8 protein-coding genes and 1 pseudogene are annotated in these 13,582 nt (G+C 54.8%); 1 reads left to right on the plus strand and 8 read right to left on the minus strand.

Annotated elements, in window-relative coordinates:
- Positions 1-28: 28 nt before the first annotated feature.
- Positions 29-2,227, minus strand: a complete 2,199-nt coding sequence (locus tag TMS3_RS17445) for a M14 family zinc carboxypeptidase (RefSeq protein ID WP_025166575.1) — start codon at positions 2,225-2,227, stop codon at positions 29-31.
- A gap of 513 nt (positions 2,228-2,740) precedes the next feature.
- Here TMS3_RS17445 and TMS3_RS17450 point away from each other — a divergent pair.
- A complete protein-coding gene (locus tag TMS3_RS17450; RefSeq protein ID WP_025166576.1) occupies positions 2,741-3,193 on the plus strand; it encodes a hypothetical protein in 453 nt (150 codons plus the stop codon).
- Positions 3,194-3,244: 51 nt separating this feature from the next.
- On the opposite strand, the gene TMS3_RS25090 is transcribed toward TMS3_RS17450, so the two are convergent.
- From TMS3_RS25090 to tssI (TMS3_RS17485), 7 genes and pseudogenes are all read right to left on the minus strand, one after another.
- Positions 3,245-3,832 (minus strand): hypothetical protein, encoded by a 588-nt coding sequence (locus TMS3_RS25090; protein WP_152985524.1) that lies wholly within the window; start codon positions 3,830-3,832, stop codon positions 3,245-3,247.
- Entirely contained in the window at positions 3,807-6,239 is a 2,433-nt protein-coding gene (locus TMS3_RS17465; RefSeq protein WP_025166579.1) for a hypothetical protein, read from the minus strand. The genes TMS3_RS25090 and TMS3_RS17465 overlap by 26 nt, the downstream gene beginning before the upstream one ends.
- A 61-nt stretch (positions 6,240-6,300) precedes the next feature.
- Positions 6,301-7,602: pseudogene (gene tssI, locus TMS3_RS17470) on the minus strand (type VI secretion system tip protein TssI/VgrG); the annotation flags it as partial.
- Complete coding sequence (locus tag TMS3_RS26165; protein WP_051394264.1) at positions 7,524-7,790, minus strand: hypothetical protein; 267 nt, start codon at positions 7,788-7,790, stop codon at positions 7,524-7,526. The gene TMS3_RS26165 and the pseudogene tssI (TMS3_RS17470), both read right to left, overlap by 79 nt.
- An 86-nt stretch (positions 7,791-7,876) precedes the next feature.
- The gene (locus tag TMS3_RS25095; protein ID WP_152985525.1) at positions 7,877-8,743 is read right to left on the minus strand and encodes an XAC2610-related protein; all 867 of its coding nucleotides are present in this window, start codon (positions 8,741-8,743) and stop codon (positions 7,877-7,879) included.
- A complete protein-coding gene (locus TMS3_RS17480) occupies positions 8,740-11,415 on the minus strand; it encodes a hypothetical protein (RefSeq protein WP_025166580.1) in 2,676 nt (891 codons plus the stop codon). Before TMS3_RS17480 ends, TMS3_RS25095 begins: the two co-directional genes overlap by 4 nt.
- Positions 11,416-11,476: 61 nt before the next feature.
- Positions 11,477-13,576 carry a type VI secretion system Vgr family protein gene (gene tssI / locus TMS3_RS17485; RefSeq protein WP_025166581.1) on the minus strand — a complete coding sequence of 700 codons (2,100 nt, stop codon included), beginning with the start codon at positions 13,574-13,576 and terminating at the stop codon, positions 11,477-11,479.
- Positions 13,577-13,582 lie beyond the last annotated feature (6 nt).

Consider the following 13,582-nt stretch of genomic DNA (forward strand, 5'->3'; position numbering starts at 1 on the left):
AAGGCATTGCGGCCACCTCCCTCAAGGGTTATGGAATGTAGACGCTGTAATCCTCCACTTCCCCATAGTTGTAAGTGCCACAGGCGTTGGGTGCAGTGTTGTAGCGCATGGCCACGCGCATGGTGGTTTTACCGTTGGATGCCCCGGCGGGAATGCTCAGAACTCCGTTGATCACCGAGGTGCTGGCACTGCCTGAACTGAACACCTGTTCCCCGGTGTCGCTGAAATCACCGTCCTTGTTCAGATCGATCCACACTTTCCAATACTGTTTATAGGCGCTGCCGGAAAACTGGGGCGTGAGGCTCAGGCTGTTATTGCCACGCTGCACATTGATCTGCTTGCTGGTGAAGTCGCTATAGGTCGTGGCGCCTGAGGGGTTACTGGCGCCGCCGACTTGGACATTGCCAATCCACTCATAATTGGCGCTGCCGCTGGCGGCGCTGCAATACTGCGCTGGCGGAGTCCCGCCGTCCTTATTGATCACCAAGAAGCTAGCGCTGACTGCCCCCCAAGTATTCGAGCTATCGCGGCCGCGGACATATACCAGATGTTTGCCTTCGCTAAGGCCGGCGGTGATGAGCCCACCGCTGAAAGCCTCAGTAGTAGAGTTGAAGCTGCCGTCACTGGCCAGCAAGGCGGCAGGCGTCGCGCCGGACTCCCATGGGGCTTGGTCGATGTAGTACTCCACGGCATTGATCGCTTGGGTGCTTTCTGTGCCGTTGCTGTTGTTGAAGCGTGCGTCGCTTACCGTGCCGCTAAGGGTGACCTCGGTACCGGCAGGCACCCCAGTCGTGCCCGCCGAGCCACTTAGACTGACGGAAGTTACATCAGGGCCGGCAGCGGTGATGTAGGGCGTTCTCACAACTTTTGCGGCGTAGATCAGCGCCGGCAGGTTGTTGGGTTTGATGGTGTTGTTATAGGTACTGCAGTTCTGGAAGAACTGAGTGCCCAACTCGAAGGTGAAAGCCGCTACGCCGAGTTCGCCGTAACTGATGCCGTCGCTGGTGCCATCGGTGGGGTAGAGGCCGATGGATTGCTGCGGGCTATAACCGTTGAAGAAGGCAAACTTGCGTCCCAGGGTCTGCAGGGCGCTGCCATTGGGAGCCAGATTGCTGGTATCGCCCCAAGGCCATAGCACCAGCTCACTGTAGCTGTGCACATCCAGATGGATGCCGCTGGTATCGCTAGGCGCCGCATCGTTCAGGCCGGGACCCCGGCGATCCGGCCACAGGCTGCGCACATAGTTCTCGAGTGCCTGAATCTCCGGTTCGGAGCCTGCGCTTGGACCGCGATAGGTGTCGTTGCACTGACTGCCGCTGGAGCCCTGTCCGTTGGTGCTGTTCCAGCCAAAGCTGAAGTTGCGGTTGAGGTCGGCGCCACGGTTGTTGCTGTTGGTACCGCAGTAGTTCTGGTTGGCATTCTTGCGCCAGGACAGTCCGGTCTCCGCCTTCTTGCGGCCGTCCGGGTTGGCCATCAGCATGATATGCACTTCGTGGTTATCGAGAATCCAGGTGGCATCGGCGTCTTCGCCATAGCCATCGACCAGCCAGCGAGCAAAGTCCAGCGTCAATGCGGCAGTGGTGTATTCACGGGCGTGAATGGCGCTGTTGATGAACAGCTTGGGTTTGTTGCCGCCCTTGGTCTGGTTGGTCAGCTTCAGTACGCGCATGTCGTAGCCGCCCTGATTGCTGCTCTTCTCCCAGGAATCGCCGACGTCCAACCACTGTGCCAGGGTCGGCTTGCTGCTGGCCATCTCAGCGGCCACCGCAAAGGTTTCTTCCACCGTGGCGTAGCAGGAGTAGCCAGGAATGCCGCTGATGCTGGCACTGGCGGCTTCCATGCTACTGCTGACCGCCGCCTGGCTTTTCAGCTGCAACCGGTTCTGCATATTGGTCAGCACCTGGTTGCGCTTCTCGATGAACTCCGTGGCCGGAGCAAATGTGAAGCCGAACACCTGCAGCTTCTGCATCTCTTCGTCGTTCAGTTCCATGACCAGATAACCATTGTCGTAATGCGACTCGAGCATCTGGCCGTGGAAGCTGATGGCTGCCTTGCGGGCGATCTCCTTGCTGGGAAAAAACGCCTTGTATATCTGGCTGGTTGCCTTTTCCTGCTCGAGCAGCAGAAAGTCATCCTGCGGAGCGCTGGTGGCAGCAAGCGCCAGGCTGGTATTTACACCAGCCACCAAAAGGGCGATAGCAGACAAGGTATGTAGAGCTGTCTTCATTATTCAGTTCCTTCGAATAAAGTTGTTCGACGAAGCGGGATAGGCTTCGCGATTAGAAGAGTTCTTATGGAACTCAAGGTGGTGCAGGGGAATGCATTCCGCTGCCAGCCCGAAACGTGGTCAATACTTCCTACATTGACCATGCGCGTCTGGTGGTACCAGTAATGGCAGGCAACCGTTGCAAAGTAGAAGTGCTCTAATTAGCTGTCAATTGCCGGTAAAGTGACAGGATTTGGTGGCTATTAGGGCATTTCTTGCTGCATTTCTGTCAGTCTGTAAGGCGTGTTTAAGAAGGGGGGCAAAGGCGCGCTTAGAGCTGGGTAGCGGCCGATTAAGCGAATCAACCTGTTATCACCGCTAAAGCGCTGTTGTTGAGTTAAAGAGGGTACTGGTCAAATAACTGACTCGGCCGTCGAGTTGGCAGAACAGCGGAAAATTTGCGCAACGGAAGTGTCGAGTCGATCACGGAGATATAAGGATATGTCGCAATCAGGAAAAACATGGCAGCGCACGATGTGTAGGCGAATCGCCGCCTGCGGTCTGGCCACAGTACTCACAGCTTGTGCCATCGCCGAACCCTTACCGACGTTGCCGGTCGAGGCTCAACTGCTGGCACAACAATGGCAGGCGATGCGCGCCAGGCCCGGACATTTTGCCGGGGGGGAGTGGGATGACCAGGTCGACAAATGGCAGGGCGCCAAACATCAACTGATGCAGCAGTTGTTCGATCTGGCCTGGGGGGACCGCTATGACGTAGCGCAGCTACGCGCACTTCTCGGCGCCCCCGACAGGGTATGGACACCAGCGGCAGATGAATATGCCAACTGGCTGCGCATGACCGAGTGGCATGGCCAGCCAGCCGGCGAACTCTGGGCCTACGCCTGGCGCGGCCAGCACGATCAACTACTGTTCGCGGTGGAGAGCGGCCAGGTGAGGGCGGCGGGGTGGTTGTTGATGTATGAGTAGTGGGGGGATTAGGCGGCTTGATAAATGAATCTGCCTCCTTATCGCTCGTTGCTATTTGTCTTGAAGAGCTAAATATTTTTTAATATCACTGGCGTTTTTGTAGGCGCAGGTAACTATTTTACTATCTTCAAGGTAGAGTCCCTCATAGCAATTCTGGAGCTTGGAGTCCTGAAGGTCACCAGGGAAGAAATTCAATGACAATTTATCCCCTTCCGAAATAACAGAAAGCTCCATTGCTGTGTATGAAAGTCCTTCAAAAATCCGATTTGAAACCACAGTTTTCATCAGCACATACATCGATCGCCCAGCTCTCTCAGGAGTTTTCCAGTCGTAAAAAAATACTGAGGAAACATGATCGCCTTCCACCTTCCAAACGTACTTAAGTTCAGGTGTAAGTGGCTGAACTTGAAAATAATAGATTTCACCAGTTGCTACGTGAGTATTTTCGATGCTTTTTTTGAAGTTATTTTTCAAAAACAGCACGGCCATTTTTTTACCTGCATCAGAAACTATTATTGGAGGGTGAAGTTCTCCGACATAACGCGGATCGCTACCGCCAGCTGCTAAAGCCTGCGTCGTCGCAGAAAAGGTGATTTGCAGAATAAGTATCTGCCTAAATATCTTTAAAAATTTGTTCAATTTCAAATATCCTCTTGAAGTTATCTCTACGCTTTCCGTAGCTGTCTGTAGCTTCATTTATTATTCTTGTTATTGCATCTACATCTGAGTCGGTAGCACCGTTGTCAGCCTCGGCAAATAGGTTGTTAGATAGCCAGAAGTATATGCCGGATCGCACCGAATATTTATAATTTTTGTGCAGCAAGTCAGGCGTCCGAACAAAATCAATATCTTCCCCCCAAAAGTGCTTATGGTATTTTTTAAATGCAGCATAATTACTTCTGAAGGTTAAATGCTTTAGGCCGCGCCCCCTGTAGCGCCAGCCATCACCAGATGCAATGTCGCCATTGTCGTATCTGCTGGCGTATGCTCTATTTCCGATTGCAATTTGATTCTCAGTTGAAACAAATTTACTATTCCCTGCGTATCCATAAGTAGTTGCTTCTGATGAATGCAGCCTGAAATATCTGAAAGTGCCTTTCAATCCTTCCGGGCTGTATGTGAAATCTTCAGCTACTCTACATTTTGACCCAATTTCTTGTCGTACTTGTGCAAAGAAATGACTCAGTCTCAAAGTTGTGTCGAGCTTGTATCTTTCACAGTTTACATTGATCTGGCTGGCTATTTCACTTAGAAGTTCATCGGCCTCATTAGTGTTCGTTAAGCCTTCAAAAACTTTTTTGAGCATTTCAATAGTTATATTTATTTTTTTACCTTTGATAAAGGTGCCAGCCAATCCAATCGGCTGAAAGTGCCACGCCTTACCATCTGCACTGATCCCATGTTTGTCCGCCAGTTCCTTCCACCAACTTAGCGCTTTGATCCGCTGCTTTTCTATCTCCCAAATGGGATTCGGCTTGCCAGGTTCTTCGGCCAGCAGTGGGTCGAGTTCGTCCCATTTGCTCTTGTTCCAGAACCACTCGCTTTCATATTTGCTGATCAGTTGGCCGAGTACCTGGGCGTGCCAGGGTTTACCCAGGGCTGCGCGGATTTCTTCGCGGGTGAGTACGCCGTCTTTATCGGTGTCGACGATGTCGTAGAGGCGGGCGATGGCAAGGATAGGGCCGCCGTCGGCCGTGCTGATTTGGGCGCGGTAGTTATGCTTTTCCTCCTCGCTCAGCATGCCTCTGGCGTTGAAGGTGTAGGCCAGTTTCTCGACCGGCTTGCCGGTGTCTTCGATGCACTGGAAGTCTGGCCACTCCCAGGGGCTATGGCGTGTGGTGATCAGGTCCTGCTCGGCGAGCCAGCCGTTAATGGGGTTGCCCTCTTTGTCTGCGAACAGCCCGTCCAGGCGCCACCAAGTTGTGGTCTGAGGGGTGTTGCTGCCGGCGACTGGTGTGCTGACTTTGATTTTTCTCGTGGCCGGTAGTCCATCGAGCAGGGCTTGCGGGATAATCAGGTCAACGCCTATCTGGCTGCCGGTGTCGTCCAACTTGGGTGGGTTGTCTTCCTTGATATCGTCACGGTGACTAATCAGCCGGCTGGCGTCCTTGTGGATCTTGAGCAGGGTCTTATCGGTTTCTGGCAGGGTACGAGCCCAGGCTTGGCTCTTGCTGATAAAACCGGGTACGTCTTCGCAGCTGAATACTTCCAGGTGCAGCAGGGGTTGCTCCGCGCCGTTGTGGTTCTGATAAGTGCCTAGATGACCGATCAGGTCGCCGGCCTTGATCGCGATGCCTGGGTCTAGCACTACCACGCTGTCCTTGGCCTTGGGTTCGTGTTGAGCTTTGAGCAGTTTGAAGGCCACAAAGCCGGGCAGCTTGCCTTCGCTGTCTGGCGTGAGTGCCGGTTCGGCTGCGCCACTGACGATGCTTAGCAACTTACAGTAATCGCCCTCTAGGTGGCTGACGGTGACCTGCGTGCCCTTGGCTAACACGGCCAAATGCGTGCCGTTGGTGTTGGGTTCGGCCCGCACGTTGAGGCCATGGTCTTTGGTGTCGACGATGTAGATTGCTGCCTTCCAGAACGCGGGCCGGGCAAGCTCCGCTTTGGCCTGATAGCCGGCCCAGTCCTGCAGGTGCATATACAGGCTAAAGAGGGTCAGCGTGGGCGGTGATTGTTCGCTGTGTGTCGACCTTGCATTGATAGGCTGCGGAGGACGAAGTGTGTGCTTGACCAGCACAAACCCTGTAGAGAATGGCACGCGTTTGATCTGTGGGATGGCTTCAGTGTATTCGCTGACCGGGTAGCTCTCATTGATCCGGTAAGCGATCACCTCGCCATCGGCGATACAGCGCACGCTGGACTGATCAAACACAGCAGCGGTGCCTTTATCGAAGTGCACACCGCCATGCCACAGACCGTTTTCTCCAGTCGGGTAGTAGCCGCCATTGGCCTTGGCCATGTTGGTCAGGTACTGCAGCGGGTTGGTTGATGCTCCAGTGGTTTTGAACGGATACGCCCAGTTGATCGGTTTGCTGTCTGCCATGATTTTTCCGAATCCCTAATCCTTGTTTGCGGGCGTGAAGATGGCCCGCGCTTGATCCCTGTTAACCCGAAAAATTGAGCATGCGCTTGGGCTTTTTCTTGGCCTGTTCGAGCCGATTGAGCAGCGCCTCATCCGTCAAACTCCCCAACTTATCGCTATCTGCCGCGCCCGGCAATACCGGTGGCTTGATGCCGATGCCCGAGCCCTTGCCCGGCGAACCACCGGCGTTGATCTTGGCCAGCGGGCCGCTGAGGGTGATGCCGCCGGGATCGAGTTTGATGAAGCTGCCGCCGGCCTTGAGGGTCAGCTCGGTGCCGGCCTCGATGACCATCTTCTGTCCGGCCTTGAGGTGGATTTCCTTGCCGGCCTTGGTCAGCTGGGCGCTGCCGAGTTTGATGTGCTGGTTCTGCCCGACCGTGAGGTGGTCGTCGGGTTTGACCTCGACCTTGCGGTCGGCGAGCACGCTGAGGTGCTCCTCGGCTTGTAGCTCGGTGTAGCTGTTGGCTTCCACTGTGTCGTGGCGTTCGTTGCCTACGCGGATCTTCTGGTCGTGCTCGATGTTTTCGTCCCAGTCGCGCTGGGCGTGCAGGTAGATCTGCTCCTGGCCGGCGCGGTCTTCGATGCGCAGCTCGTTATAGCCGCCACCGCTTGGACTGCTCAGGGTCTTGAATACCGTGCGAGTCTTGTTCGCCGGCAGGTCGTAGGGCACCACGTGTTCCTTGTGGTACAGACAGCCGCTGACCAGCGGTTGGTCGGGGTCGCCTTCGAGAAAAGTGATCAGCACTTCCATGCCGATGCGCGGAATGGCGATGCCGCCGTAGCGGTCGCCGGCCCAGCTGCTAGAGACGCGCAACCAGCAGCTGGTCTTGTCGTCGGCTTGGCCGTGCCTGTCCCAGTGGAACTGCACCTTGATGCGGCCGTACTGGTCGCAGTGAATCTCCTCGCCTGCAGGGCCGGTGACCACGGCGGTCTGGCTGCCCAGCACCTTGGGCTTGGGATGAGCCAGGGGAGGGCGGAAAGGTACGTCCCAAGGTGTCGCGTTGAAACGATTGCGATAACCCTGGGTGAAGCCATCGGCCGGTGCTACATCGTCGGTCACCGACTCTTCCAGTACCTGTGGCTGTTTGCCCTCGTGCTGGATTTCGGTGAGCAGCCACAGGTCGTTCCACTCACTACGCGGGTGGTCGGAGATTTCCAGCAGATGGCCGCTGAGCAGCCTGGGCTGATCGCTGCGGCCCTCGGCCAGACGGTAGTCGCTGCGGTGGCGTTGCAGGTTACGTTGGCTCAGGTGTTTGCCGCGGCTGCGATCCACGAAACGGCCGGGATAGTCGTAGTCTTCCAGGTCCGGTAGCGGGTCAGGCGCTTGCCGGATTCGCCCTGGGCCACCTGGTAGATCTGGCCGTGGATGCCCAGACCATCGGGGGGGAAGGCGAGAAAGGCCGGTTGGTGCAGCAGGCTCTGCAGGTCGAGGTCCGGTCGTTCGCTGATCAGCTCCAGCTCGAAGTGATATGGCTGATTGATTGTGTTGAGCTTGGCGTCAGATGACGCCAAGTGCGTTGCGGGCTAGTTGTTAAAGAGCAGGATTAATGGCGTTGTTTGAAAATAGATCTGTGGGCCTGAATAGCCAGATGTTTTTCTCAGTTTTTGCCGGTGCTGCCCTTAAAGTTCAGATAATTATCTTCAAAGTATTTTTCGGTTATCGGCTGTTTTAAGTCACTGCCTGCGCCTTTGTTTTTTATAATCTCACTTCCTGTTTTTGACTCAAAGTCATAACTGGCCGAGAGAACTTCTGTTGGTAATATTTTGATCGCATGATAAGTGCAGCAGCCATCTCTTGATGTTGATATTATAATTTTTTCGCTATGAAATATTTTTGGGCTTACTAAGCGGCTTATCTCGTTTGATGATGTTTTGAATTTTCTGTTTTTTGCGTCGTAGTCAAAATAAATAAACGAGCTATTTCCTCCTGTTTCAACTTCAAGGATTCGCATGTCAGGATAGCCGTCAAAAGTAAAATCCTCAAAGATTATTGATGTTGACTTCTCTAGTGTCGAGATTTCTATGTTTTGGCTGGAGCCATCTATGAAGGTGATAGATAGAATTTTGTTTTCATTGTCTTCGTCTGATACATCGATTTCTTTAATTATAGTTTCGTATGATTTGCTTAAAGCTTTGGAGTAAATCTTATGACTCTTACCATTGAGCTCCCAGGTTCCGTTAATGGATCCTTCTTTTATTTGTGCATTTATATACGCGTTGCCATTAATGGTTTCCTCTGTCAGAAGAAGTTTTGAATCAGAAAGACTTCCACTTAGGGTGATCGGTGAATTGTATTTAGTGTAGAAATAATTTCCAAACACTTTGCCACTTGCGGTGCTTAAGGTCATGAATATGTTTTGCTTTCCAATTTTTCCGCTATAGGCAATTGTTTCATTTATTTCTGGGGTTACTGCTAAGCAGCTGAGCGGAAAAAAAAGCGCCAGAAGAAAAATATAAATTTTCATGGGGTCACTCCGAGGACATTTTTAGCTCGAGCTAGCATTGTCGACCGATGGTGCATATTATTTGGTTCCTTTGGTCGGCTTGGATAAAATGGATTTGCTTGGACTGCCCATCCGTTAACATAAACTGAGACCCAAAATAAATCATCTGCGTCAGATACAGTATTCAGTTTCGGCTTTAGTTTAGCCCAGTAGTAACCTGAAGCGAGTGCAGCTAACTCAGGGCTCGCAGAAAGTTGCTCAGCTTTTTCTGTTGAAGATGTTATATCTAGCTCCGCGTATTCTGGTAGGGTTTTAAGATAAGCTTCACATGCAGAATAGTTGGCGCGGCCTGTGACTTGGAGAAGGCCCCGTCCTTTAAATAGTTTGCCGTCGCCGGGTTGATTATTCCCTAAGTCTGCTCTGCCTTCATATTGTGCTCCAGAACTCAGCTCTTCTGAGAATTTTAATTGCCCTGTTTCATGTCCTATCTGAGATAAAAAGTGAGCAATTCTGAGTGGGGTGTTTATTTTAAATGTACTTAATGTGTGATTGATTGGGAGTAGATATTTATCTATTGTTTCTTCTGGGGCGGATAGCATTATTGCTGCAAGCTGATCTTTTGTCACAAGTAATTTTGTGTGTATATATAGGGTTGAAATTAATCCAATAGGCTGAAAATGCCAAACTTTCCCATCCGCATTAATCCCCTGCTTTCCCGTCATCTCACTCCACCAACTGAGCTTTTTAATCCGCTCTTTTTCGCGCACCCACTGTGGGTTTTGGTCTTCCTCTGTGTGTTCCATCAACTTATCCAGCTCATTCCATTTGGCATCCTGCCAGAACCACTCACTTTCATAGTGAGTGATCAGGCGGGAGATGGATTGGGCGTGCCAGGGTTTGCTGAGGGCGGCGTTGATCTCTGTCACGCTCAGTATGTCGTCGCGTACGCTGTCATCGGCACCGTCAATGATGTCGTACAGACGCGCTTTGATCGGGCCGTGGTCGGCGGTGCTGATTTGCGCTTGGTAGTCGGGTCCTTCCTCTTCTGTGAGCAGGTGTTGCGCCTCGAAATGGCAGGCTAGGTGATCAAGTGCGCTGGCCGTTTCGCTGATAAAGTCGAAGCCATCCCATTCCCACGGGCTGTGCCGCGAGGTGATCAGGTCTTGTTCGGCGAGCCAGCCGCTGATGCGGTTACCAGTGTCGTCGGCCAGCAGGCCGTCGAGCCTCCACCAGTGGGTAATACGTGGCGTGGTGCTACCGAGAACGGTTTCGCTGACTTGGATTTTGCGTTCTGCGGGCAGGTTTTCCAGCACGCTGACGGGAATGGTCAGCTCGACGGCAATGGTGACGCCCGCGTCGGTGATTCTAGGTGGGTTGCTGCTGGTGATGTCTTCGCGGTGGGGGATCAGTTTGCTGGTCCCTTTATGGATTTTAAGCAGGGTCTTTTGCTCGGCCGGTAAGCTGGCAGCCAGCGCGCGGCTCTTGGCTATAAACGCCGGTACATCTGCACAGCTGAAGACTTCCAGATGTAGGCGTGGTTTGGCGGTGCCTTCGCCTTGGTTCTGGTAAAGGCCAATATGGCCGATCAGCTCACCGGCGTTGATGGAGTGAGGTTTTGGTAAAAGATGGACAAACCCGAGTTCGTCGAAGTACACGTAGCCCAGCGGTTTGCCATCTGGTCCATTGGGCAGGGCAGGGACACCGCGATAATCCATCACCTCCAGCACCTTGCAATAGCCGCCTGACTGCTTCTCTCCGACTTTGAGCGTTGCGCTGCGCGGCAGTACACCAATGATGGCCCCGTTACGATTGCCTTCTTTGCGCACGCGCAAGCCTTGATGGCTCAGTGTTAAGGCGGGCTCGGTGTCTGTGGCCTTATCCCCCACGGTGTTGCCGGTTAGTTCAGGGGTATACACCCAGCCGGCAGTGCCAACCGGTAAGGCGGGGATAGCAGCGCCTTCATCGACGCTGAGTAACTGCTTAAATTGAGGCTTTAGGTTGTGGGTTTCACTCAGGGTGACTTTGCAACCTTTGGGTAACAAGGCGAGCACCTTGGTCGTGCCATCGTCGCGCAATGCACGCACACGCAAGCCCATTAGTGGGTCGTCCGGGGTTTGCTTGACCGCATAGCGGGTTGGCGCGAGGAACGCGGGCGGTTTAGGGGCGTTGGTGGCCTGGTAACCGGTCCAGTCGAGCAAATGCATATACAGGCTGTAAAAGGTCAGCCCTTCGTTGGCGGGTGCTGCCTCTGCGGCCAGGGCGGCTGGCGATGCAGTCTCCGTAGGCGTTGTTGCCGTTGTGGTCCCGTCCGCCGGGGTTGCCGGCGCTGGCGGGAGTGCCAAATGATGTTTTACCAGCACAAACCCCGTTGAATATTTAGCACCCAGCGGCTCTGGCCCCATACCTGGATGAATAGTGGCGGTGTGGGGCGTCTCGGGATACTTGTCATCGATGCGGTAGGCAATTACTTCGCCATCGGCGATGCAGCGAACCTGGTTCTGATCAAGCAGCGCGCCGGTATTGGCATCAAAGTGCACGCCGCCATGCCAGAGGCCATTGGCACCCATTGGGTAGAAGCCATTTTTGGCCTTGGCCAGCGCATCGAAATAGAGTTGCGGATCGGTAACTTCTTTGCTGGTGTCTCCAGCGGTCTTAAACGGATACGCCCAATTAATCGGTTTGCTGTCTGCCATGATTTTTCCGAATCCCTAATCCTTGTATGCAAGCCAAATGGCGGCTCGCGTTCTATCCCTGTCAGCCGGAGAAATTGAGCATGCGCTTGGGCTTTTTCTTGGCCTGTTCGAGCCGATTCAACAGCGCCTCATCCGTTAAACTCCCCGCCTTATCGCTATCTGCCGCGCCCGGCAATACCGGTGGCTTGATGCCGATGCCCGAGCCCTTGCCCGGCGAACCACCGGCGTTGATCTTGGCCAGCGGGCCGCTGAGGGTGATGCCGCCGGGATCGAGTTTGATGAAGCTGCCGCCGGCCTTGAGGGTCAGCTCGGTGCCGGCCTCGATGACCATCTTCTGTCCGGCCTTGAGGTGGATTTCCTTGCCAGCCTTGGTCAGCTGGGCGCTGCCGAGTTTGATGTGCTGGTTCTGCCCAACCGTGAGGTGGTCGTCGGGTTTGACTTCGACCTTGCGGTCGGCGAGCACGCTGAGGTGCTCCTCGGCTTGTAGCTCGGTGTAGCTGTTGGCTTCCACTGTGTCGTGGCGTTCGTTGCCGACGCGGATCTTCTGGTCGTACTCGATGTTTTCGTCCCAGTCGCGCTGGGCGTGCAGGTAGATCTGTTCCTGGCCGGCGCGGTCTTCGATGCGCAGCTCGTTATAGCCGCCACCGCCCGGACTACTCAGGGTCTTGAAGACGGTGCGGGTCTTGTTCGCCGGCAGGTCGTATGGGACGACGTGCTCCTTGTGGTACAGACAGTCGGTCACCAGCGGTTGGTCGGGGTCGCCTTCGAGAAAAGTGATCAGCACTTCCATGCCGATGCGCGGAATGGCGATGCCGCCGTAGCGGTCGCCGGCCCAGCTGCTGGAGACGCGTAGCCAGCAGCTGGTCTTGTCGTCGGCCTGGCCGTGACGGTCCCAGTGAAACTGCACCTTGATGCGGCCGTACTCGTCGCAGTGGATCTCCTCGCCTGCAGGGCCGGTGACCACGGCAGTCTGGCTGCCCAGCACCTTTGGTTTGGGGTGGGCCAGGGGAGGGCGGAAAGGTACGTCCCAGGGTGTCGCCTTGAAACGATTGCGATAGCCCTGGGTGAAGCCCCTGTCGTCTGTTTTCCCCTCACTCCAACCCTCTCCCCGTAGGGGCGAGGGAGTGCTAGTGATGGATTCTTCCAGTACCTGTGGCTGTTTGCCCTCGTGCTGGATTTCGGTGAGCAGCCACAGGTCGTTCCACTCACTACGCGGGTGGTCGGAGATTTCCAGCAGATGGCCGCTGACCAGCTTGGGCTGGTCGCTGCGGCCCTCGGCCAGGCGGTAGTCGCTGCGGTGGCGTTGCAGGTGGCGTTGGCTCAGGTGTCTGCCACGGCTGCGATCCAGAAAACGGCCGGGGTAGTCGTAGTCTTCCAGGTCCGGCAGGGGCGCAGCCTCGGGATTGCGCTCAGCGCTTTCGCCCTTGAGGGCATAGCCGGCCTCCATCAGCAGACGCGGTTGCTCGAAGTCGTAGTCGCGGCGCGTGGTGCGACTGGTGCGGGTTTCCAAGCGTACGCTGAGGCGCTTGATCACCGGCTCATCGGCGGTCATGCCGTTGTCCTGCAGATAAGCAGTGGGCTGGCCCAGCTTGCCAAAGGCGGTCTGGTCGTCGCCGAAGGTCAGTACATGGCCCTGACGGCTGTGCTGAAAGTGGTAATGAATACCTTCTTCCTCACACAGGCGCTGGATGAAGTGCAGGTCGCTCTCGTCGTACTGCACGCAATACTCGCGCTCGGGATAGACGCTGGGGCCGAGCTGGAACTGGTAGGCACCGGCGAGGATGCCGTGCTCTTCGAGCACCTGCGCGATGATCTGCGGCACCGTCAACTGCTGGAAAATGCGCTGGTTAGTGCGATGCGTCAGGTAACTGAGCTGCGGCACTATGGACAGTCGGTAGCGGGTCAGGCGCTTGCCGGATTCGCCTTGAGCGACTTGATAGATCAACCCGTGAATACCTAGCCCATCGGGCGTATAGGCGAGAAAAGCCGGCTGATGCAGCAGGCTTTGTAAATCCAGATCCGACAACTCGCTGATCAGCTCCACCTCGAAGCGATAGGGCTGGCTGATCGCCTCGCGGCCGTTGAACTCGAGCACTTGCAGGTCGTGTTCGATACCTTCGATGCTCAGGCTGAAATGGGTTTCATTGGCCGCGTTGAACATGTTCGT

This window comes from Pseudomonas taeanensis MS-3 (assembly GCF_000498575.2).
Taxonomy (GTDB): domain Bacteria; phylum Pseudomonadota; class Gammaproteobacteria; order Pseudomonadales; family Pseudomonadaceae; genus Aquipseudomonas; species Aquipseudomonas taeanensis.